The sequence below is a fragment of the Jeongeupia naejangsanensis genome (genome assembly GCF_016865585.1).
In the GTDB taxonomy this organism is placed as follows: Bacteria; Pseudomonadota; Gammaproteobacteria; order Burkholderiales; family Chitinibacteraceae; genus Jeongeupia; species Jeongeupia naejangsanensis.
Map to the genome: position 1 here is coordinate 172723 of NZ_JAESND010000001.1, position 23457 is coordinate 196179.

Sequence of the window (23457 nt, forward strand, 5' to 3'; positions counted from 1 at the left end):
GGGCAAAAAAAACGCCCCGGCAATGCGGGGCGTTGTGCGTACGGTGCAGCTGGACTCAGGCCAGCCCCTTGGGGAGCGAAAACACCACGTTCTCCTCGATGCCGTCCATCGGCGACACCGATTCGGCGCCAAAATCGCCGATCCGCTTGATGACGCGCTGCACCAGCACGTCCGGGGCCGATGCGCCGGCCGTAATGCCGACGCGGGCACCATCGGCAAACCATTCGGGCTTGAGTTCGGTTTCGTTGTCGACCATGTAGGAATCGATGCCGAGGCTGGCGCCGACTTCGCGCAACCGGTTCGAGTTCGAGCTGTTCGGCGAGCCGACGACAATCAGCACGTCGACGTCGCGCGCCAGGTGCTTCACCGCATCCTGGCGATTCTGCGTCGCGTAGCAGATATCGTCCTTCTTCGGGCCGACGATGTCGGGGAAACGCGTGCGCAGGGCATCGACGACGCGCTGCGCGTCATCCACCGACAGGGTGGTCTGCGTCACGTAGGCGAGCTTGGCATTGGCATTGACGACCATGGTCGGCACATCCTCGGCCTCTTCGACCAGATACATCCCGCCATCGGCCTGCCCCATGGTGCCTTCGACCTCCGGGTGGCCCTTGTGGCCGATCATGATGATCTCGAAGCCCTGCTGGCGCAGCCGCTTGACCTCGAGATGCACCTTGGTGACGAGCGGGCAGGTGGCGTCGTACACGCTCAGCCCGCGTGCCTCGGCTTCGGCACGGACGGCTTGCGACACGCCGTGAGCCGAAAAAATCACCGTATTGCCTGCAGGTACTTCGGCGAGTTCTTCGACGAAAATCGCACCCTTGGCTTTCAGGTCCTCGATGACGAACTTGTTGTGCACGACTTCGTGACGCACGTAGATCGGCGCGCCGAACTTCTCCAGCGCCTTTTCGACGATGGCGATCGCGCGGTCAACGCCAGCGCAGAAGCCGCGCGGTTGCGCGAGGATGATCTGCATGCTCATGCGGAGTCCTTTTTGCGGAAACTGTCCCAGACCATCAGTGCGGCACCGACGCAAATGGCCGAGTCGGCGAGATTGAACGCCGGGTAATACCAGTTCCGATAATAAACCTGAATGAAATCAATCACGTGACCGAACAGCACCCGATCGATCACGTTGCCGAGCGCGCCGCCCATGATCAGCGACAGCGACAGCGAAAACAGCGATTCGGCGTGGTGCTTGCGCAGCGTCAGCACAATGAAGACCGAGACGCCGAGCGCCAGTACGGTGAAGAAGTGACGCTGCCAGCCACCCGCATCGGCCAGGAACGAAAAAGCCGCACCGGGGTTGTACGCCAGGGTCAGGTTGAAAAAGCCGGGGATGACCGGACGCACGTCACCGTAGGCGAATGCCGCCTCGATCACGTGCTTGGTCACCTGATCCAGCGCGATGACGACCACCGCCAGCGCAATCCATTGCCAGAACCGCTTAGGCATGCGTACGTGCCTCGCCCTTGCCGTGCAGGTTGTCATCGCAACGTGCACACAGCGCGGCATGGCCAGCCACGGTGCCAACGCTTGGCACGTAATGCCAGCAGCGGTCGCACTTGGTGTAGGTCGATGGCGTAACGCCAACCGCAAGTGCATTGCCCTGCTTCAGCGTGGCCTTCGAGGTAATCAGCACAAAGCGCAACTCGTCCCCCAGGCCTGCGAGGGCGGCATGCAGCTCGCCGCCGGCGGTGACTTCGACTTCGGCCTGCAGGCTCGAGCCAAGCTTGCCGTCGGCACGCAGTACTTCGATGTCTTTCTGCGCAGCAACGCGGGCTTCGCGGATCAGTGCGAACCGGGTCGACAGTGCTTCAGCGTCGGCGACGGCCGGCACCTGATACCAGGTCGACAGGAAGACACTTTCGCCGTCGCCGTTGAGCACCTCCCAGGCCTCGTGCGCGGTGAACGACAGGATGGGCGCCAGAATGCGCACCAGCGACTGGGTGACGTGCCAGAGTGCCGTCTGGGCCGAGCGCCGGATCGCCGAGTCGGCCTTGGTGGTGTACAGGCGGTCCTTGATGATGTCGAGGTAGAACGAGCCCAGTTCTTCCGAGCAGAAGCGGTGGATTTCCTGCACTGCCGAGTGGAATTCGTAGCGATCGAACAGCTCGGCAACGCGCTGCTGGAATGCCGCCAGCTCGACTAGGGCATAGCGGTCGAGTGTCAGCAGCTCGTCTGCCGGCAGGGCCTGTTCGGCCTTGAAGTCGGACAGGTTGGCGAGCAGGAAACGCAGCGTGTTGCGGATGCGGCGGTACGAGTCGGTCGTGCGCTTGAGGATCTCCTGCGACAGCGACATTTCGCCCGAGTAATCGGCGCTGGCGACCCACAGGCGCAGCATGTCGGCACCGATGCTGTTGAAGATTTCCTGCGGTTCGATGCCGTTGCCCTTGGACTTCGACATCTTGTGACCCTTCTCGTCGACTGTGAAGCCGTGGGTCAGTAGCTGTTTGTACGGCGCACGACCTTCGGTGGCGCAGCCGGTGAGTAGCGATGACTGGAACCAGCCGCGATGCTGGTCCGAGCCTTCGAGGTACAGGTCGGCCGGCCAGCCGAGGTCTTCGCGCTGACGCAGCACGGCGTAATGGGTCGAGCCAGAGTCGAACCAGACGTCGAGTGTGTCCTTGAGCTTTTCGTACTGCGCCGCTTCGGCGCCGAGCAACTCGGCCGCGTCGAGCTTGAACCAGGCTTCAATGCCTTCCTGCTCGATACGCTGCGCGACGACTTCAAGCAGCTCGCCACTGCGCGGATGCAGGTCGCCGGTTTCCTTGTTCACGAAAAAGGTCATCGGTACGCCCCAGTTGCGCTGGCGCGAGATGCACCAGTCCGGGCGGTTGCCGATCATCGCCTCAAGGCGGGCGCGACCCCATGCCGGGAAGAACTCGGTGTCGTCGACAGCCTTGTTGGCGTGCTGGCGCAGCGTGGTGCCGTTGACCGCTTTTTCCATCGCGATGAACCACTGCGTGGTGGCGCGGAAAATGATCGGCGTCTTGTGGCGCCAGCAGTGCGGGTAGCTGTGCTTGAGTTTTTCGTTGGCGAACAGCGCCTGATGCTCGTCAAGAGCGGCGATTACCAGCGGGTTGGCTTCCCAGACGGTCTTGCCCGGTGCGAACTGCGCGCTGGCAATGTAGCGGCCGTCGCCGCCGACCGGGTTTTCGACCGGCAGGTGGTAGTGCAGGCCGACCAGGTAGTCGTCCAGACCGTGCGCCGGCGCGGTATGAACGAGGCCGGTACCGGCGTCGGTCGTCACATGCTCGCCGAGAATGACCGGCACCTGACGATCGAGGAAGGGGTGCTGCAGCTGCAGGAGGTTCAGGCGCGAGCCGTGTGCTTTGGCGATGACTTCGGCGGCATCGATGCCATAGCGCTTCAGTGCGGATTCGGCCAGATCGGCAGCGAGTACCAGCAGGCCGCGCGGCGTGGCGATCAGGTCATACGTCAGTTCCGGGTGGACGCACACGGCCTGATTGGCTGGCAGCGTCCACGGCGTCGTGGTCCAGATGATCGCGTAAGCGGGCTGATCCTGCAGGTTGACGCCGCCGAAAGCCTGCGACAGCGCGGCGGTGTCGACGAAGCGGAAGCCGACGTCGATGGCCGGCGATACCTTGTCTTCGTACTCGACTTCGGCCTCGGCCAGCGCCGATCCGCAGTCGACGCACCAGTGCACCGGCTTCTGGCCTTTGACGATGTAGTCGTTGGCGTGGATCTTGCCAAGCGTGCGGACGATGTTGGCTTCGGTCTTGAATGCCATCGTCTGGTACGGGTCCGCCCAGTCGCCCCACACACCAAGGCGGATGAAGCCGGCTTTCTGGATTTCGATCTGCTTGGCGGCGTAGGCGCGGCACAGTTCGCGCACGAAGGCGGCCGGCAGATGCGTTTCTTTCTCGTCCAGACCGTTTTCCTTGCGGAATGCAACGATACGGGCATGGATGTCCGGGTTGGCCTTGACGGCCTTGGCGTCATTTTTGGTGATTTTTTCGATCTGATGTTCGATCGGCAGCCCGTGGCAATCCCAGCCCGGCACATAGGGTGCATCGAAGCCGGCCAGCGACTTCGACTTGATGATGATGTCCTTGAGCGTCTTGTTCACGGCATGGCCAAGGTGGATTTCGCCGTTCGCGTAGGGCGGGCCGTCGTGCAGAATGAACTTGGGCCGGTTTTCCTGCTTCGCGCGCTCGCGCAGCTTCTGATACAACTGTTTGTCCTGCCACTGCTTCAGGAAGCCCGGTTCGCGCTTGGCCAGATCGCCGCGCATCGGGAATGCCGTGTCCAGCAAATTGACCGGATATTTATTCGACGCTTTTTCGCTCATGGTGTCTCTCAGTGTTGGGCACGTGTCGCGAACCAGTCGCGGGCTTGGTCACAATCTTTATGGATCTGGGCGATCAGCGGCTCCAGACCCGAATACTTTTCTTCGTCGCGCAGCTTGGCGAGGAAGTCCACCCGCAGGTGTTCGCCATAAATCTGGCGATTGAAATCGAACAGGTGCACTTCGAGCACCGGCGCGGCGTCCGCACCTTTGACAGTGGGGCGCACCCCGAGGCTGGCAACACCTTGCCACGGCCGCTCCAGCCCGTGCGCCTCGACAACGAAGACGCCCATCATCGGCGGGCGGTTATGGCGCAACTGGATATTGGCAGTCGGAAAACCCAGTTGCCTTCCCAGTCGATCCCCACCAATGACTCTGCCCGAAATCGAATACGGCCGGCCGAGGAGTTCGGCGGCGTGGGCCATCTGCCCGCCGGCCAGTGCAGCCCGAACCGCAGTGGACGACACGCGCTCTTCATCACGCGCGATCGTGGGCAACGCATGCGCTTCGAACACCGACGACTGTGCGAGGAGGGCGATATTGCCGGCACGCCGCGCGCCAAAACAGAAATCGTCGCCAACGACCACGAAACGGGCGTTGAGACGCCTTGCGATGATTTCGTCGCGAAAGGCTTCGGCTTCGTAACTGGCAAAACGGCGGTCGAAACGCTGAACAACCAGATAGTCGATGCCTTCGGCGGCCAGAAGTTCGGTTTTTTCGCGAAAACTCGTGAGGCGTGCGGGTGCCGACTCCGGCGTAAACAGCTCGCGCGGGTGCGGCTCGAAGGTCAGCACTGCGGTTGCGAGGCCGCGTTCGCGCGCGGCACTGCGAACCGTGCTCAGCATGGCCTGGTGCCCGAGATGAAGGCCATCAAAGTTGCCGATGGTCAACGCACAGGGTGGAAGGTGGGCAGCGGCTACGCCGCGTACGACTTGCATGATCGGCAATGGCAATCGGGTGCAAAACCATAGATTTTAACGGTTAAGCGTCGGCTTGTCAGGCGCGTGACTGGCGATGTTTTTGCGCTTTCAGTCCTCGTGCTCTCTATATTGAAAGCCATACGTCAGGGGTGAGCGATGAACGAGCTGCAACTGCCCGCATTCAGATTGATTCCCGTCCTTGTTGCAGCACTTTCGTTTTACGGCGGCCTGTCCTGGCTTCGGCACTGCATGGCCTGTGCCGCGCCACTGCGGCCAAGGCTGATTGCCGTCGCAACGGTAACGATTGGCGGCGGGCTCTGGGTGGCCTCGCTTTGTCTTTTGCTCATCGGCAACCCCGGTGCGCCCTATGGGTTCGCGCTACTCCCGCTACTGGCGGCGCTCGCACTTTTCATGCTCGGCCCGGGCATTGCCTTGCGACTACTCGTTTTGCACCGATTGAGGATCGCCGGGCGAATTGCGACAGGTCTTGCGCTGGCGCTGGCGTTACTTTCGGCCGGCCGACTGCTGTCGTGGCAATGGGCGTACCCGCCGGAAACGCAATGGGTTGCCGCCCTGCTGGCACTGGTGGCCGCCGCAATCATTGCATGGGCGGGCGATCGAAGTGCGCGAGGCGTGCTTTCGTCCATGCAGTGCGGGTTTGCGCTCGTGGTGTTCGGCCAGACCGTTGGCGCCATGCCACTACATATTGCCGAGGTCAGCGCATCGCTGGTGAACGGAGAGGCATGGCGCCTTCTGGCGCTGATTTTGCTCAGTGCGTTGTTCGTCGTGCTTGCAGCCCTGTCTCCCGTCCTTGCCGAGTTGCTGATCCAGCCGGACAACGGACAGGAGTCAGCCCGGACAGCGCAGACGCGACGTCGGCAATCGGCACTGGCAATGTGTGTGTTGCTTGTCGTGATTGGTGCCGGAGGCGGCTGGACCATGGTCCAGCACCATAATGCGACGCAGATGTGGGCGCCGCAGCACGACGTATCGCTCGACGAACTCAGCAAACTGCATGGCGTGCGGCAGAGCCTCGTCAATGCAGCCTCCATTCAGGCTTGGCGCAGCGTCGAGGGCGAGCAACTTCGACAAAGCTGGCTCGACTGGCGCAACCAGCCCGTGGCTGACTTGGGTGGGGCGAAGGGTGAGGCACTCCTGAACTTGCCGACTCGCCTGGACGAGGCTGCCGGAGGAAAAAATGCCACCTCATCGTTTCAGTCAGCACGGGAGCTGCTGCTCCAGACAATCGACGCCCGCCAGCAGGCGCTGATTCAGCAGCTCGGGCAAATGCAAAACAAGGCAGAGCATACCGGCGCCGTGACCCAGGCTGTCGGTACGGCGACGCTCGTCGTGTCGTTGCTGCTGATTCCCGGCGCATTCTGGCTGATTGTTCTGCTCTGGCGGCGCGCGCATGCAGCGCGCGCGGAGCAGCAACATCTGAAGGCGGATGTGCTTGAGCGCGAGGCGTTGAGCATGACCCTGCAGCGCAGCAATGAGGTCCTTGAGAGCGGACTGGAGTCCTTGCGGCGCCACCTTCAGGATGTTTCGTTGCAGCGCGAGTTGGGGCGCATGCTTGAATGCTGCCAAACCTTCGATGAAGCGCGCGACATCATTCGGACAAGCATGGCGAAGCTGTTCCCCGAAAGTGCAGGACAGCTGTTCATCGACAATCCGGTTACCGCACAACTCGAGGAGGCCTGTCGCTGGGGCGAACTTCCCAGAACGCAGACAACGATGGCGCCTGATGATTGCTGGGGCGTACGCCTGGGGCAGGCACACTGGCTTCAGTCACCCCAGCACGGCCCGCGGTGCCGGCACGTGCCCATTGCTCCCGTCAGGCAAAGTCTGTGCATCCCGATGACGGCTCAGGGCAGGAACCAGGGGGTTGTCACGCTCCTGGGGTCGCTGTCCCGCTCGGAAAGTCAGTTCAGTGACGTTGAACATCAACTGGCGCTGTCGGTGGCCGAGCAGATTTCCCTGGCCATCGCCAACCTGCAGCTCCGCGAAACGCTGAAACTGCAGTCGATCTCCGATCCGCTCACCGGATTGTTCAACCGTCGTTACCTCGAGGAGTGTCTGCGACGTGAGCTGGCCCGTGCCAAGCGGAATCACGGCACCCTTGGGGTGGCGATGATCGATATCGATTACTTCAAGCGCTACAACGACACCTATGGCCATGAGGCGGGCGATGCCGTGCTGCGCGCGCTGGCGCAATGCTTGCTCAACCTCGGGCGGGCGGATGACGTGGTTTGCCGTTTCGGTGGCGAGGAGTTTACCGTCCTGCTGCCCGGTATCGATCATGCCGGGCTGACCGATTGGGGCGAGCGACTCATGGCGGCTGTACGCCTGTTGTCGGTGGATTTCCATGGTCAGAGACTGATTGGCATCACGATCTCGATCGGCGCCATGCTCGTCGGCGGCACCGACCCGGATACCGATGCGCCGCTTGAGCTGGCCGATGCCGCGCTTTATGCCGCCAAACGGGAGGGGAGGAACCGCCTGCGCTGGTGGACACCTTCCGACCCGAGCCGCGCCGAAGCCGAGCGGGGTACTGCCGTGCCACCGCTTCAGCCCACCCACTGACTCAGGGGGTGACGTCTACCGAGCCGTCTGCATTTGCAGTGCCCTGAAGGATCTGATTGCCCCCGAGGCGGACGCGAACCACCTGACCTTCCGAGGCGGTATTGAGTGCGGTGCCTTCATTGCTGACATCGATTCCGCCAACCCGAATCGTCAGCTTGACCCGTTGCCCCTGCCGAATCACCGATGCGGCGCGCAGCATTTCGGCGCGAAAGGGCGCGCCGCTTGCCACGGCCATCCCCAGTGTTTGCCCTACGGCCTGCTGCGTATCGAGCACCACGCTTCCCGGCAGGTCTGCCAGGTCGCCACGCCGGAGTTGTACATCCCCGGCCCCGAGTACATGACCCGCCGGCAGTGGCCGTGCCGCCACGTAGTAGCTCACCTCCTGGCCGATCCGCGCCGGCAGGTTGACCGACCAGTCGGCGCCCTCGACGCAACGAATCCGGATTTGCGTATTACCCAGAAGGCGCTGGCCGGGTGCCAGCTGGAAGTCGCGCAGCGCGCACGCATCCAGCCGGAGGCGACTATCCAGACGGCCGATCTTGACTGTGGATGAGGGGGAGTTGGCGAGCTGTTGCTTTACCCATGACTCGGCCTCTTGTCGCAGGGCTTCGTTATCCATTGGCGCGGCAAGGGCGGCATTGCATGCAAGGGAGAGCAGCAAGGGGGTAATGAAATGTTTCATCGGGCCATTATAACGGGCTGTTGCAGTCGCGCCGCACGCCGGCCGCCGTAAACAGCACGTCACGTTGACGCCTTAGCTTCAGCGCTTTTCGCGAAAAGACAAGGACGAGACCGATGAAGCAATGCATTCCGCCGCTGATGCTGGCGACCCTGATGACGGCGGGCCTGGTCGCCTGTGGTGGCGGGGATGATGGGGGCGCGACATCAGCACCCGCTCCGGCGCCGACACCCGCACCAACGCCCGTTCCGTCGCCGGGCGCCAAGACCGGCCAGTTCTACGACGCAGCCGTGGCGGGGCTGGAGTACACCACCAGTTCCGGCGGCAACGCCATCGGGATGACCGACGCCAGTGGCGTGTTCAGCTATCGCGATGGCGATGCGGTCACTTTCCGCATTGGCGACCTTGTGCTCGGCCAAACCAAGGGCAAGGACAAAGTGACGCTGGCCGATTTCGATCCGGCCAATCCGTTGTCCGACAAGGTGATTGCGCGGGCGCGACTACTGCAAACGCTGGATGCCGACCACGATCCGGACAACGGCATTGCCATCGAGGCGGCGGCCCGGAATGCATTGAAGGGCAAAACGCTGCCACTGGATGACATGCAAGCGTTCGATGCCGCGGCCAGTGGCGTTCTGGGCAGGGCGCCGGTCAGCGCAGCCAGTGCGCGCGAGCACTTCGAGTCGACACTGGCCATGCTGGGCGGGACGGCTACCACCAAGGTCAACGCGTCGGGCGTGACACTGGAAATCAGCAAATACCGCGTGCAGGTACCGACCGGTTTCCATGTGGCCTATCCGGGGAGCGATGCCGGCATCAAGGCCGCCTTCCCGCAAGGGTTCCCGCTCTCGATCGGTTCGAGCATCGCCTACAAGGGCAAGGAAGCCGACGGCAGTCAGCTGTTCTACATCCTGACGGACCGTGGTCCGAATGGCGATTCGCCGGATCAGGTTGACGGCAAGAAGAGCAAGGTCTTCCCGGTGCCGGGCTTCAACCCGAAAATCGGTCTGATGCGGCTGAAAAACGGTGTGGCTCGCGTCGAATCGACCACCGACCTCAAGGATGTCGACGGCAGCGCGATGAGCGGCCTGCCGATTCCGGACGGCTCGGTCGGCGCCAGCAACGAAGTCGCGCTGAACGAGGCGCTGGGCAAGCTCGCGCCGGGCTACAGCCCGCATGGCATCGACCCGGAAGGGTTGTCGATCGACAAGGATGGCAAGCTCTGGCTGACCGACGAATACGGCCCCTTCCTGGCGCAGCTCGACCCTGCGACCGGCAAGCTGTTGAAGAAGCTGGCGCCGGGTTCGGGTCTGCCGGCAATCATCGCCAAGCGCCAGGCCAACCGCGGCTTCGAAGGGGTGGCGGTGACGCCGTCGGGCAAGATCGTGGCCATGGTGCAGTCGATCCTGGCAATGGACGACGCCAAGGACAGCAACAACAAGGCGCAAAAAACCAGCAAGGCGCCGGTGATCCGGCTTGTTGAATACGATCCGGCGAACGGCGCAACGCGCATGCTGGCATACCCGTTCGACACGGCGCTGTATGGCAAGGCGAAGGACGCCAAGCTGGGCGATCTGATTGCACTGTCCGACACCCGCTTTCTGCTGATCGAACAGGGAGAGCAAAAGGACGGCGTCGTCCACAACATGCTGGTGCTGATCGACACCAGTGCGGCCACCGATCTGACCGGCAAGACGGTCAACGGGCTCGAGGTGGAATACCAGAGCGATCTGGCTGTCATCAAGACCGCCGGCATCACCCCGGTTGCCAAGCGCGTTCTGGCAGACCTTCGCGATGCGAAGTTCGGCTGGGTAGCGGAGAAGGCGGAAGGGCTGACGCTGATCGACGCCAGCACCATTGCGCTGATCAACGACAACGACTTCGGGCTGTCGGGCAAGATCATCGACGACAAGGGCGTATCGCTCAAGGGGGACGACTGCAGTCAGGACGCCAACGGCACGCTGACGGGCAGCAAATGCGCGACGCTGGTCAATCCGAAGTACCGGATCGGTCAGGGCAGCGATGACGAGCGTCCGAGCCGTTTGTGGATCATCCGCTTCGGTACGCCGCTGAAAGACATCGCGCTGTAATCATTGCCTGAGCATCAAGGAGCCCCGAAGCGGGGCTCTTTTCGTTGCGACTGCGCCATGGAGGGATCGCATACAATGGCCGGCTGATTCCATGGAGTTCCCCAATGCTCGATCTGCTTTTTGGCATCACGACACTGGTCGTGCTGATCGCCGGTGTTGTCGTGGTGCTGCGACTGCAGCAGCTGACCCGCACGCAACAGGATGTGCTCGACCTGCTGTCGCAGGAACTGGAAGCCAAGCACCGCCAAATGCTGGGTGACCTGCACACCGGGCTGGCCAGACAAAGCGAGTCGCAACATGCGGCACTGGCCCAGCACGGCAGCCTGCTCAACGATGCGATCGGCCGGTCGGCCGGGCAGCTTCGTGATGCCATGGGCGAATCCTTCGATCGTCTGCGGGGCGGCGTGAGTACCGAACTCAAGGACACCCGGGAGGCGCTCAACCGGCTGGCGAGCACGCAAAGCGAATCACTGTCGGCCATGCGGTTGTCGCTGACTTCGACGCTGTCGGAAACCCGCGAGCTGATGCTCAAGCAGCTGTCCGACATTGCCGCCGAACTCAAGGGCAAGCAGGATGCATTGCGCGAAGATGTGCTGGTCAAGTTGTCGACCATGCTTGCCGAACAATCCAAGCGTGAAATGGAGCAGATCCAGACGCTGTTGCAAACAACGTCACAGCAATTGACGGCCACCGTGGGCGAACTGACCAAAACCGCCGACACGCGCCTGGCCGAGATTTCCGGCAAGGTCAACGAACGGCTCGACGAAGGCTTCAAGAAGACCAATGAAACCTTCGCCAACGTGATGGCGCGACTGGCGACCATCGACGAAGCGCAAAAGAAGATCGACGGGCTCACGACCAATGTCGTCAGTCTGCAGGAATTGCTTGGCGACAAACGATCGCGCGGCGCGTTTGGCGAAGTCCAGCTCGAGCATCTGGTCCGCAATGTGTTGCCGGCGCAGGTTTACGAATTCCAAGCGACGCTCTCGAACGGAACGCGCGCCGATTGCGTGCTGCGCCTGCCGGAGCCGACCGGGGTGGTCGCCGTCGATGCCAAGTTTCCGCTGGAGAATTACCACCGGATGTTCGACCCGGCGTCGGACAAGGTGGTCGCAACGCGTGCCTTCAAGGGTGACGTCAAGAAACACATCGACGACATCTCCGGCAAGTACATCATCGCCAACGAAACGGCGGATGGCGCCGTGATGTTCGTGCCGGCGGAAGCGGTCTTTGCCGAGATTCACGCCTATCACCCTGACCTGGTGCAGTACGCGCTGGCCAAGCGGGTGTGGATCGTGTCGCCCACCACACTGATGGCGGTGCTGAATACGGCGCGCGCCGTGATCAAGGACGTCGAGACGCGCAAGCAGGTCCACATCATCAAGGAAGCGCTGGGGCGTTTGTCGCAGGAGTTCGGGCGCTTCGACGAGCGGATGAAAAAGCTGGCAACGCACATCCGTCAGGCGCACGACGACGTGCAGAACGTTGCCATTACCAGTGAAAAAATCTCTCGGCGTTTCGTCGAGATCGAACAGGTCAAACTGGAGGGTGACGGCACGGATCCATCGAGGATCGAAGCATAAAAAAATGCCCGCTGGCAGGCGGGCATACAAGTCATGAGGAGAGATGAAGCTTTGCCGGCTTTCCGTGTGGATCGACCGGCACAAGGTCATCTTAGGTCGAGGTCATTCCCGCCCCCACGGACAAACTCACACTTGTGAGTAGTGCCACTCGAGCCGGCCGGGTGTGGTCTTTACGCAATTGGGTGGCTGTTTTATTCGCACTGCTTGCGCGTTACCGGATTAAGCGCTATTGATCTGGCGACTAAATGCACCAACAAGAAAACCGGAAGGGGTCGATATGAAACTGCATCTGGCGCTGCTTGCGCTTTGCATGGCAACTGGGGTCGCGCACGCCGAGATTTACAAATGGAAGGATGCCAGCGGCAATTGGCAGTACTCCGATACGCCACCTGCCGGTGCCGACAAGGGCAAGGCGCAGGTCGTGAAGACTGCGAAGCAGCCGGTGACCGTTGCGCCGGCCGCTGCGGCGAAAGCCAGCGCACCCGCAGCAGCCTCGGCGCCGCAACAAGCTGCGCCACAAGCCAAAGATGACAGCAAGAAGGACCCGAAGGTGTGTGCCGAAGCCAGAAAGCGCCTCGGCTATCTGCAAACGTCCCGATACAACAGTCTGAACGAGAAGGGTAAGGTCGAGTTCATGACCGAAGAGCGCAAAAAAGAAGAAATCACTGCTACGCAGGAAGTCATAAAGGAAGCCTGCGGCTAAATCGGCCTTCGGCCCCGGATCAGAGTTCGCCGCCGCCTTTTTTCATCGCCTTGCCCTCGGCAACGCGACGGCGGCGTACTTCCTTGGGGTCGGCAATCAGCGGCCGGTAGATTTCGACCCGATCACGATCGCGCAACACCGTGTCCAGCCGGATCGCCTTGCCGAAAATGCCGATCTTGTTGTGCGCCAGGTCGATTTCGGCAAATTCGTTCAGCAGTCCCGACTGGGTAATGGCGCCTTCGGCTGTCGCGCCCGACGGCAGGCGCACCGTTACCAGTTTTTGCTTATCCGGCGTGGCGTACACCACTTCGACACTGATTTGATCGCTCATCGCTTCAACCGTGGCGCCGGTCCGCTTCCTTGACGAAGCAGTCGACAAAAGTGCTGGTGATTTTCTCGAACACCGGGCCGATCAAGACCTCAAGCGCACGACTTTCGAACTGGTAATCGAGCTCGAATTCGACCTTGCACGCATCTTCCATCAGCGGGGTGAACTGCCAGACTCCGGCCAGAGTCTTGAACGGGCCGTCGGCCAGCTGCATCTCGATCCGGTTTTCGCTATTGACGTTGCGGGTACGAAAAAACGATTTGACCCGCAGAAAATCGATGCGCAGTGTCGTGTCGAGCGTGTTGGCGGTGCGCTCGTGCACCTCGACACCACCGCACCATGGCAGGAAACGCGGGTAATGCTCCACGTCGTCAACCAGACGGAACATGTGCGCAGCGGAGTGGGGGACGAGAACGGACTTGCGGATTTGCTTCATCGGGCAATGGCATCGCGCCAAGGGCTGCAAGGGGCTAGAATAGGCAGCCTTTCGCCCACGGAACGACTGTCGGAAATGACCGAGTATCCTACCGCCCCCCAGGGGGGCATGCAAGCCGGGCTCGCCGCCGACGTCGCGGCACTTCGGCTGCCACCGCATTCGATCGAGGCCGAACAGTCGGTACTCGGCGGGCTGATGCTCGACAATACGGCGTTCGACAAGATTGCGGACGTCATCAACGAAAACGATTTCTACCGCGAAGATCACAAAAAGATCTGGCAGCACGTCGTCAAGCTGATCGAACACAACCGGCCGGCCGACGTGATTACCGTCGCTGAGTCGCTCGACAATTCGAATGACCTGGCCTACGTCGGCGGACTCGCCTACCTCGGCTCGCTGGCGTCGAACACGCCATCGGCGGCCAATATCCGCCGCTACGGCGAAATCGTGCGCGAGCGCTCGGTCATGCGCCAGCTGGCAGGGGTCGGCACCGAAATTGCCGAGTCGGCGTACAACCCCGACGGCCGCGAGTCGGCCCAGTTGCTCGACGAAGCAGAATCGCGGGTTTTCCAGATCGCCGAGCAATCGGCCAAGGGGCAGAAGGGTTTCATTCCGATGCCGCCGATCCTGAAGGAAATCGTCGAGCGCATCGATCACCTGTACCAGCAGGACAACCCCTCCGAAGTCACCGGCGTCGCTACCGGCTTCATCGACCTCGACAAGATGACGTCGGGCCTGCAGAAGGGCGACCTGATCATCGTTGCCGGCCGGCCGTCGATGGGCAAGACGGCGTTCTCGGTGAACATCGCCGAATACGTCGGCGCCGAACTCAAGCTGCCGGTGGCCATTTTTTCGCTGGAAATGGGTGCGGCACAGCTCGGCATGCGGATGGTCGGCTCGATCGGCAAGATCGACATGCACAAGCTGAAAACCGGGCGCTTTGAAGACGAGGACTGGCTGCGCCTGACGCATGCGGTGAACAAGCTTTCCGAGGCGCCGATCTTCATCGAGGAGACCGGTGCGCTGACTGCAATGGAAATTCGTACCAAGTCACGAAGACTGGCGCGGCAGGTTGGCGGCCAGTTGGGGCTGATCGTGATCGACTATATCCAGCTGATGGCAGGCCGGGCGGGGGCCAAGGACCAGAACCGAGCAACCGAAGTCAGTGAAATTTCCCGTTCGCTCAAGGGCTTGGCGCGTGAACTTCAAGTGCCGATCATCGCGCTGTCGCAGCTGTCGCGTGCCGTCGAGCAGCGCACCGACAAGCGCCCGATGATGTCCGACTTGCGCGAATCCGGCGCCATCGAGCAGGATGCCGACGTGATCATGTTCATGTACCGCGACGATTACTACAATCCGGACTCGCCGCACAAAGGCCTGGCCGAGTGCATCATCGGCAAGCACCGGAACGGACCGACCGGCAAGATTCCACTGGTCTTCATGGGGCAGCATTCCCGTTTCGACAATGCACTGATGCGCCCGGAGGGCTGGTCCAGCGATCTGGAGTGAACAACATCTGATGTCGTACATCAAAACAAAAAGCCAACCCTTTGTATGGGTTGGCCTTTTGTTTTCCGGTTAAGGTTTCACTTCAACTTCAACGGAAGTAGTTCAGTACACCCTCGAGTCCGACCTGGTTGATGCAGTACGGTGCTTCGGCCTGCACCTTGGGCTTGGCGTGTGCGGCAACGCCGAAGCCGGCCTCGTGCAGCATCGGCAGGTCGTTGGCGCCGTCGCCGATTGCAACAACCTGTTCGCGGCGCAAACCCAGCGATTCGCGCAGCGAAACCAGTTCGGCCTGTTTGCGTGCGGCATCGACGATGTCGCCATTGACGCGCCCGGTGAGCTTGCCGTGCTCGATTTCGAGCACATTGGCAATCGCACGGCTCAAGTTCAACCGTGCCTGCAATCGATCGGTGAAGAAGGTGAAGCCGCCGGAGATCAGCAGCGTTTTTGCGCCCGCCGCCTGGAACCCGGCAAGCATTTCTTCTGCGCCGGCCATCAGCTTGAGGCGCTCGTCGTACACGCGCTGCAATGCGCCTTCCGGCAGGCCGGCGAGCAGTGCGACGCGGCGCGTCAGGCTCTCGCGAAAGTCGAGTTCGCCGCGCATTGCTGCGGCCGTGATGTCGGCGACCTCTGGCTTGATGCCGACCATGTCCGCGATCTCGTCGATGCATTCGATCGTGATCAGTGTCGAATCCATGTCCATGACGACAAGGCCGATGTCGCGCACGCCCAAGTCTTCGGGGATGAAGGCGTAATCGAGCTGGTTGCTTTCGCAGAAATCGGCAACGGCTTCTTCGTTGTCGATGTGCGCGCCGTGCAGCTTGAAGGCGCGCTGGTTGATGGCTTCGATCTGGTGCGCGTCGGAAAGGCGTGCCAGCTGCTTCAGGTCTTGCGTGGCAATCTCTGGCGCTTGAATGACAAGACGGTGCATGGTGGATTCTGGGCGTGATTGAACGGACGGGGCGATTATAGCGGATCGCCGGGATGGTCTAACCGAACAGGCGGTCGGGCAGTTCGGTCAGCGAAAACAGGGTGTCATATCCGGTGCCGACACGTCGCTCTTGTGTTTCCCGGTTGAGCCAGAGCGCATTCAGCCCCGCGCGGGCGGGTGCCGCCACGTCGCCGTCGAAGTCATCGCCGATCATCAGCATGTGCTGCGGCATCAGGCCGAGCGTTGCCTGAACGTGAAGCCAGAATCGCTCGTCCTGTTTGCCGAAACCCAGCGACTGTCGCGAAAACACGTGCGAGACGCCGCCTGCAAGCCCTGCCAGCGACAATGCGTCCCAGACTTCGGCATCGTTCGACACCATGGCGTTGGTTGCGACGCAAATGGTGGCGTGCGGCCGGCAGGCGATCAGCGCCTCAAGCGCGCCGGGCACCCGCCGGATATCGGGTGACCCGGCCGCCGCAACGGTGCTGGTCGAGTCGTCCTCCATCAGTGTGCCGCCCCAGTCAAAAAGAATGGCCCGCGGTAGCGGGTTGCGATCAGGCACCGTGGCATTTCTTGAATTTCTTGCCCGAACCGCACGGGCACGGGTCGTTGCGGCCGACCTTGGGTTCTTCGCGCTCGACGCGTTCGACCTGACCGTATTTCTGCTCGAGCCAGTAGAACATCACGTCTTCAACGATCCACGGCAGTTCGGAAATGCGTTCCTCGCGCTGCTTGATCGTGAGTGGTGTGGCCTCGTCGCCGTCTTCGTGGCCATCTTCAAGCGCCAGCACCGATGCGACCGAGTCGAACAGCTGCTCGTCCTCGTCGAGCGCCTTTTGCCAGACTTCTTCGCGCGCCAGCAGGCCAAGCCGGAAGCCGCTGGCCCAGTACGCACCCAGCGAGTCCTGCCACTTCTCGTCGGCACCTTCGTCCGACAGTACCAGCGGAAAGTACAACGGCTCTTCGCCGATGTTTTCGCGACGCTTGGGCGCAAAAGCCGCCTTGATCGCAATGGCGTGGCGGCGGATCAGGCTGAAGGTTTCTTCTGCCTCGACGGCATCGTCGAACTCGGGCGGCGTGCCGTCGAATACTTGCGGCAGCCATTCTTCTTCGGGCACCTCGTCCGGGCCGATGGCGAGTGCCACCAGAAAGCCGTCGAGCATTTCCAGGTCCATGGTTTCCGCTGGCGTGCGCGGCGACATCAGAAAGGCATCGAGGCGGTCGAGTTCGTCTTCGGAGAGGGGCTTGAGCAGATCGGTCATGGTTGTTCCAGTCATTTGTTCAGTTCGACGAGCAGTTCCTTGATACGGACTGCACGCAGTGAGGGTTCGGGCCAGTTGCCCTCGATCCGCATCCGGTCGGGGGGCAGCATCTTGTAGTTCTTCTTGCTCTGGATCAGCTGGATCAGCTTGAAGGGTTCGACAACGGTGTTCGGTGCGAACGTCAGCACGATGGCCGAGTCGGCCGCGTCGATCTTCTGGATGCCCATCGGCTTGGCCTGCATGCGCAGCCGGTGACAGTCGAGCAGCACCTTGGCCGGGTCGGGCAGCAATCCGAAGCGGTCGACCAGCTCCTGCAGGATGTCGTCAAGCTCGTCCGGCGTTTCGCAGTTGGCCAGCCGCTTGTACAGTGACAGGCGTTCGTGCACGTCCGGGCAGTATTCGTTGGGCAAAAGCGCCGGCGCATGCAGGTTGATTTCGGTGGTGATGCCGAGCGGTTGCGACAGGTCCGGCTCCTGGCCCTTTTTCAGCGACTTCACCGCCTCATTAAGCATCTGGCTGTAGAGCGAGAAGCCGATTTCCTGCATCTCGCCTGATTGCGAGTCGCCCAGAACCTCGCCGGCGCCGCGGATTTCCAGGTCGTGCATGGCCAGATAGAAGCCCGAGCCCAGTTCTTCCATCATCTGGATGGCTTCGAGGCGCTTCTTGGCGTCGGCGGTCATTCCTTCGACGTCGGGGACGAGCAGGTAAGCGTAGGCCTGATGGTGCGAGCGACCGACGCGGCCGCGCATCTGGTGCAGCTGCGCGAGGCCGAACTTGTCGGCGCGGTTCATCACGATGGTGTTGGCATTGGGGATGTCGATGCCGGTCTCGATGATGGTCGTGCACAGCAGCAGATTGAAGCGCTGCGCGTGAAAATCGCGCATGACATGTTCAAGTTCGCGCTCGCGCATCTGGCCGTGCGCCACGCCAATGCGTGCCTCGGGCAGCAGCGCGCCGAGCTTTTCACGCATGTTCTCGATGGTATCGACTTCGTTGTGCAGGAAGAAGGCCTGGCCGCCGCGCTTGAGTTCGCGCAGCACGGCTTCGCGAATGATGCCGTCGCCGAATTTGGCAACGAAGGTCTTGACCGACAGGCGCTTGCTCGGCGCAGTGGCGATGACCGAGAAGTCGCGGATGCCCTCGAGGCTCATGGCCAGCGTGCGCGGAATCGGTGTCGCTGTCAGGGTCAGGACATCGACATTGGCGCGCAAGGCCTTCAACTGCTCCTTCTGCCGCACGCCGAAGCGGTGCTCCTCGTCGATGATGACGAGGCCGAGATTCTTGAACTGGACGTCGGGCTGAACCAGCTTGTGCGTCCCGATCACGATGTCGACAACGCCGTCGGCCAGTCCCTTGAGTGCGGCGGTTGTTTCCTTGCCGGAGCGGAAACGGCTCAGCTCGGCGATCTTGACCGGCCAGTCGGCGAAGCGGTCGGCGAAGGTCTGGAAGTGCTGCTCGGCGAGCAGGGTCGTCGGCACCAGGACGGCAACCTGCTTGCCGCCGGCGACGGCCGCGAATGCAGCACGCAGCGCGACCTCGGTCTTTCCGAAGCCGACGTCACCGCACACCAGCCGGTCCATCGGCTGGCTGACGCGCATATCGACCAGAACCGCCTCGATCGCGGCGGCCTGATCGGGGGTTTCATCAAAGCCGAAGCCCTCGGCAAACGCCTCGTAGTCCTGATGCCTCCACTCGAAGGCGTGACCCTGGCGCGCGGCGCGGCGGGCATACAGGTTGAGTAGTTCGGCTGCGGTGTCTCGCACCTGTTCGGCGGCACGGCGCTTGGCTTTTTCCCAAACGCCGGAGCCGAGCCGGTGCATCGGCGCCGCGTCGGCTGCACCACCGGAGTAGCGGCTGATGACGTGCAGTTGCGATACCGGCACATAAAGCTTGTCGCCGCCGGCGTATTCGAGCAGCAGCAGCTCGGTTGCGCCCTCGCCGAGGTCCATCGACGTCAGGCCCATGTAGCGACCGATGCCGTGCGCCTCGTGAACGACCGCGTCGCCGATCTTGAGCTCGGACAGGTCGCGCAGCATCGCGTCGGTATTGCTGCGCTTTTGCTGTTTGCGGCCACGGCTTTGCGCCACGGTCGCGTACAGGTCGGCCTCGGTGATGACGGCCAGACCTTCGGCCTCCAGGACGAAGCCGTTGTACAGCGGCGCGGCGGCAAGCATCAGCCGGGTCTTGCGCGCTGCCAGTGCATCGGACCAGGCCTCAACGAGCACCGGCTTGACGCCGTATTCGCCGAAAAACTGCGCCATCGTTTCCCGCCGACCCAGGCTCTCGGCCGTAACGAGCACTTTGCCCGGATAGTCGGCAACAAATCGTTCCAGTTTTGCCAGCGGATTGTCCGCGCGACGGTCGACCCCCAGTGACGGAAGGGGGGATGTCGGGCGCGGCTCGTTGCTGTCGCTGATCAGCTCGACACGGCGCAGGGGCTTGATCAGGCCGAAGAGCTCGTCCGGTGCCAGGTACAGCTCGGTGGGCTTGAGGATGGGGCGGCTTTTTTCGCCGGACAGGTTGCGGTAGCGGTCTTGCGTGTCGCGCCAGAAGCTTTCGGCTGCGTCGAGCACCTTGCCGTGCAGGGCGACGGTCGTGTCTTTCGCGAGATAGTCGAACAGGGTGGCAGTGTGGTCAAAAAACAGCGGCAAATAGTACTCGATGCCTGCCGGCGTTACGCCGTTGCTGATGTCCTTGTAAAGTTGAGACTTACTCGGATCCCCTTCGAATGTTTCGCGGAAGCGCTGGCGAAACCGGGTGCGCCCGGCTTCATCAAGCGGGAACTCGCGAGCCGGCAACAGGCGGATGTCCGGGACGGGGTAAAGGCTGCGCTGGGTATCGACGTCAAAGGTGCGGATGGTTTCGATTTCGTCGTCGAACAGGTCGAGGCGAAAGGGCAGTGTCGAGCCCATCGGAAAGAGGTCGACCAGGCCGCCGCGAATGGCGAATTCGCCGGGGCTGAACACCTGGGTGACGTGGCTGTAGCCGGCAAAGACCAGGTCGGCGCGAAGCTTTTCGGGGTCGAATGCGCTGCCCTTGGCGATGTTGAAGGTGTAGGCCGCAAGGTATTCAACCGGCGCGAGCCGTCCGAGTGCGGTTTGCACCGGAACAATGATGACGTCGGCCTGCTGTTCGCGAATTTGCCAAAGGCTGGCCAGTCGTTCGGAAATCAGGTCGTGATGCGGGCTGAGGTGGTCGTAAGGCAGCGTTTCCCAGTCTGGCAGCTGCACGACGGTTCGCTTGGGGGCGAAAAAGCGGATTTCGTCGCCGAGGCGGGCTGCATCTTGCGCCGAGGCGGTCAGGACGAGCAGGGTTGAAGTCTGGTTGCCAAGCTGATCGAGAAGCCAGGCGTCGGCCGACCCGTGAGGGGTGGCGAGAAGCAGGCGCTCACCGGCGCGGGGCAGTACTGGGGTGTTCATGAGGATCATGGCTGTGATCGGACGAATTCCGATTATACCGGCGTAGTGACGCCAGAAATGCGAACAGAACAAGGTCGCTGATAACAACGCGCAAGCTGACCAAAAGGAGGGGCAATGTCGGGACTATCGCTGCGCGATGCGCAACTGGCTGCGCTCTATGCGCTGGCGCAATACCTTGGCTGGCTTTTTTTCGCGCCTGCGCAGTATGGCGCACTGGTCGCGCCGCAGGTCGGCGTTGCTGTCGCCGGATTGCTCCTGCTCGGGCCGCGCGCATGGCCCGCGCTCGCCGCAACCGCCTGGGTTTTGCCGGTGCTGGGTGGGTTGTCGCTCCCGACCGTGGTGCTGGTTTCGGTCATTCAGGTTTTGCAGGCGCTGCTCATTGTCGGCCTGTTGCCGGCGCTCGCGGCGTCGGGCGATGTTCGCGTTCGCGATGCGCTGCGCCTGCTGGTTGCCGGGCCGCTCGCGGGCGTTTTGCTGCCTGCGATGCTGACTGCTGTCGTCTTTGGCGTCTTTGAACCTGCCCGCCATCTGAATACTTTCGACAACTGGGTCGAGCGGGCCATGGGCGAGGCGCTGGGCCTGCTGATCGTCGTTCCTTTCGTCGCAGGCTTGCGCTCGGAGCTGCGCAGCTTCAGCGCCAACCGCCTGATCGAGCTCACCCTGCTGGTCACGGTGACGGCCGTCAGCACCATGCTCATTTATCGTCACTACGGCGACGGCATGGCCAACCTGCAGTTCCTGCTGTTCCCGCTGGTGATCTGGTCGTCCCTGCGGCTGGGGCATGTCGGCAATGGTTGCATGATGATGGCTGCGGTGATGGTGGCCTCGGCAACGCTGCAAACCCGCAGCCTGCCCGGCGGCGACGACCTTTCGATCATCCTGCATCTGTTCACCGTGGCCGTTGCGGGACTGCTGATGGCTGCCTCCTATCGGGACGAGGCAGCGGCGGCGCGCAGCGTCCGTCTGGCGGCACAAGTATTCGACAACGCCTCCGAAGGCATTCTGATTACCGATGCGCAGGCGCGCATCATTGCGGTCAATCCGGCGTTCAGCCGGATTACCGGATTCAACGCCGGCGAGGCCATCGGCAAAATTTCACGGATGTTCGGCGAGCACCGGCGTTCGCGCGAGCGCAATCGTGAAATGGTGGCCCGCCTGGCCGACCTCGGGCACTGGGAGGGCGAGATGCTCGACCGCCGCAAGAACGGCGAATCGTATCCGGCATGGCTGTCGATCAGCGCCGTGCGTGACGAGCTGGGTGGTGTCAGCAACTATGTGGGCGTCTTCTCCGACTACACACACCGCAAAGAAGCGGAAATGCGCCTGCATTTTCTCGCCAATCATGACGCCTTGACTCAACTGCGCAATCGCAGCGCAATGCACGCGGCGCTGAAGCAGGCGGCCGCGCGCGAGGATGCCAGACCATTTGCGCTGATGTTTCTGGATCTCGACCGCTTCAAGGCCATCAACGACAGTCTTGGCCATGACGTCGGTGACGAGCTGCTCAAGGTGATCTCCCAGCGCCTGCGAGCCTCGGTCAAGGAGGGGGACGTGATCGCCCGGCTCGGTGGCGATGAATTTACGGTCATCCTCAACGGCATCGAAGGTGCCGACGACGTCGCGGCTGTGGCCGAACGGCTGCTTTCCAGATTGGGGCTGCCCGTCCTGATTCAGGGGCAGGAGCTGTTTGTAACCTGTTCGATCGGCATCAGTCTTTACCCGAACGATGATCTGCAGCCTGCGCAGCTGCTCAAGAATGCCGACGTGGCGATGTATCGCGCCAAGGAGCTCGGCAAGAACACCTACCAGTTCTTTGCGCCGGAAATGAATGTCCGGGCGTTCGAGCACCTGATTCTCGAAAACAGCCTGCGCCATGCATTGGAGCGTCAGGAGTTGTGTCTTTACTTTCAGCCGCAGATCGATCTGGCTGCGGGGACGCTGTACGGCGTAGAGGCATTGCTGCGCTGGTCCCATCCGCAGCTCGGGCTGGTGCCGCCGGCAAGCTTCATTCCGCTGGCCGAAGAAAACGGGCTGATCGTGCCGATCGGCGAATGGGTGCTGATCGAAGCGTGCCGCCTCATGCGTGGCTGGCTCGATGCCGGTCACGATATTCCGCGTGTTGCGGTCAATCTGTCACCACGACAGTTCATGCGCGAACAGTTGCCGCAGCAGGTCGCCACGGCGCTGGCACTTGCCAATCTGCCGGCGGCAAGGCTGGAGCTCGAGATTACCGAAAGCATGATCATGCAGAACCCGGAGCGGGCTGTGCGCATTCTGGTGCAGCTGCGTACCATGGGGGTCAAGCTGGCGATTGACGACTTCGGTACCGGCTACTCGTCACTGGCCAATCTGAGGCGCTTCCCGCTCGACACCCTCAAAATCGACCGTTCCTTCATCGAAAACACACCGGAAGACGAAGACAGCGGCGCGATTGCCGAGGCCATCGTCGCGATGGCCAGAAAACTGCGCCTCAAGGTCATCGCCGAAGGGGTCGAAACGCACCAGCAGGCCTACTTCCTGCGCCGGACCGGCTGTCATGTCGTGCAGGGCTACCTCTACGCGCCGCCGCTCGAAGAGTTCGACCTGCTGCATTATCTGGACCAGCATGCCTTGCTCAACCCGACCAATGGCGAGGAGCCGGTTCTGGCGGGTTAAAGCCACGGCGGGCGGGAGGAGTTTGTTAGAATTGCGGTTTCCTTTCCGCG

Annotated in this window: 17 protein-coding genes; 6 read left to right on the forward strand and 11 right to left on the reverse strand. The window is 62.1% G+C overall.

The window, feature by feature from the left end:
* Window positions 1-55: 55 nt before the first annotated feature.
* The 4 genes from ispH to JMJ54_RS00865 are packed head-to-tail and all read right to left on the reverse strand — an operon-like array spanning window position 56 to window position 5250.
* On the reverse strand, window positions 56-982 hold the full coding sequence (gene ispH, locus JMJ54_RS00850) for a 4-hydroxy-3-methylbut-2-enyl diphosphate reductase (protein WP_238999820.1): 927 nt from the start codon (window positions 980-982) through the stop codon (window positions 56-58).
* A complete protein-coding gene (gene lspA / locus JMJ54_RS00855) occupies window positions 979-1455 on the reverse strand; it encodes a signal peptidase II (protein WP_238999821.1) in 477 nt (158 codons plus the stop codon). Before lspA ends, ispH begins: the two co-directional genes overlap by 4 nt.
* Window positions 1448-4315: an isoleucine--tRNA ligase gene (gene ileS / locus JMJ54_RS00860; RefSeq protein WP_203536060.1), complete on the reverse strand. Its 2868-nt coding sequence runs from the start codon at window positions 4313-4315 to the stop codon at window positions 1448-1450. The genes lspA and ileS overlap by 8 nt, the downstream gene beginning before the upstream one ends.
* Before the next feature lie 8 nt (window positions 4316-4323).
* Complete coding sequence (locus JMJ54_RS00865) at window positions 4324-5250, reverse strand: bifunctional riboflavin kinase/FAD synthetase (protein ID WP_203536061.1); 927 nt, start codon at window positions 5248-5250, stop codon at window positions 4324-4326.
* A 138-nt stretch (window positions 5251-5388) separates the two neighbouring features.
* On the opposite strand from JMJ54_RS00865, the gene JMJ54_RS00870 reads away from it, so the two are divergent.
* Window positions 5389-7815 (forward strand): GGDEF domain-containing protein, encoded by a 2427-nt coding sequence (locus JMJ54_RS00870; protein ID WP_203536062.1) that lies wholly within the window; start codon window positions 5389-5391, stop codon window positions 7813-7815.
* Window position 7816: 1 nt separating this feature from the next.
* On the opposite strand, the gene flgA is transcribed toward JMJ54_RS00870, so the two are convergent.
* Window positions 7817-8497, reverse strand: coding sequence for a flagellar basal body P-ring formation chaperone FlgA (gene flgA / locus JMJ54_RS00875; protein ID WP_203536063.1), 681 nt, complete (start codon window positions 8495-8497; stop codon window positions 7817-7819).
* Between the two features lie 113 nt (window positions 8498-8610).
* Here flgA and JMJ54_RS00880 point away from each other — a divergent pair, with 113 nt between their 5' ends.
* From JMJ54_RS00880 to JMJ54_RS00890, 3 genes are all read left to right on the forward strand, one after another.
* A complete protein-coding gene (locus tag JMJ54_RS00880; protein ID WP_203536064.1) occupies window positions 8611-10584 on the forward strand; it encodes an esterase-like activity of phytase family protein in 1974 nt (657 codons plus the stop codon).
* A 104-nt stretch (window positions 10585-10688) separates the two neighbouring features.
* A complete protein-coding gene (locus tag JMJ54_RS00885) occupies window positions 10689-12167 on the forward strand; it encodes a DNA recombination protein RmuC (RefSeq protein ID WP_203536065.1) in 1479 nt (492 codons plus the stop codon).
* A gap of 277 nt (window positions 12168-12444) precedes the next feature.
* Entirely contained in the window at window positions 12445-12870 is a 426-nt protein-coding gene (locus tag JMJ54_RS00890; protein ID WP_203536066.1) for a DUF4124 domain-containing protein, read from the forward strand.
* A 19-nt stretch (window positions 12871-12889) separates the two neighbouring features.
* On the opposite strand, the gene JMJ54_RS00895 is transcribed toward JMJ54_RS00890, so the two are convergent.
* On the reverse strand, window positions 12890-13201 hold the full coding sequence (locus tag JMJ54_RS00895; RefSeq protein WP_203536067.1) for an RnfH family protein: 312 nt from the start codon (window positions 13199-13201) through the stop codon (window positions 12890-12892).
* A 4-nt stretch (window positions 13202-13205) separates the two neighbouring features.
* Window positions 13206-13634, reverse strand: coding sequence for a type II toxin-antitoxin system RatA family toxin (locus tag JMJ54_RS00900; protein WP_203536068.1), 429 nt, complete (start codon window positions 13632-13634; stop codon window positions 13206-13208).
* 75 nt (window positions 13635-13709) lie between these two features.
* Here JMJ54_RS00900 and dnaB point away from each other — a divergent pair, with 75 nt between their 5' ends.
* Window positions 13710-15143 carry a replicative DNA helicase gene (dnaB, locus tag JMJ54_RS00905; protein WP_238999822.1) on the forward strand — a complete coding sequence of 478 codons (1434 nt, stop codon included), beginning with the start codon at window positions 13710-13712 and terminating at the stop codon, window positions 15141-15143.
* 88 nt (window positions 15144-15231) lie between these two features.
* Here dnaB and serB read toward each other — a convergent pair whose 3' ends face one another.
* The 4 genes from serB to mfd are packed head-to-tail and all read right to left on the reverse strand — an operon-like array spanning window position 15232 to window position 20752.
* Window positions 15232-16071, reverse strand: a complete 840-nt coding sequence (gene serB / locus JMJ54_RS00910) for a phosphoserine phosphatase SerB (protein WP_203536069.1) — start codon at window positions 16069-16071, stop codon at window positions 15232-15234.
* Window positions 16072-16129: 58 nt separating this feature from the next.
* Entirely contained in the window at window positions 16130-16633 is a 504-nt protein-coding gene (locus tag JMJ54_RS00915) for an HAD family hydrolase (protein WP_203536070.1), read from the reverse strand.
* On the reverse strand, window positions 16626-17333 hold the full coding sequence (locus JMJ54_RS00920; protein WP_203536071.1) for a YecA/YgfB family protein: 708 nt from the start codon (window positions 17331-17333) through the stop codon (window positions 16626-16628). The genes JMJ54_RS00915 and JMJ54_RS00920 overlap by 8 nt, the downstream gene beginning before the upstream one ends.
* Window positions 17334-17344: 11 nt before the next feature.
* On the reverse strand, window positions 17345-20752 hold the full coding sequence (mfd, locus tag JMJ54_RS00925) for a transcription-repair coupling factor (protein WP_203536072.1): 3408 nt from the start codon (window positions 20750-20752) through the stop codon (window positions 17345-17347).
* A gap of 114 nt (window positions 20753-20866) precedes the next feature.
* On the opposite strand from mfd, the gene JMJ54_RS00930 reads away from it, so the two are divergent.
* Window positions 20867-23407, forward strand: coding sequence for a bifunctional diguanylate cyclase/phosphodiesterase (locus JMJ54_RS00930; RefSeq protein ID WP_238999823.1), 2541 nt, complete (start codon window positions 20867-20869; stop codon window positions 23405-23407).
* Window positions 23408-23457 lie beyond the last annotated feature (50 nt).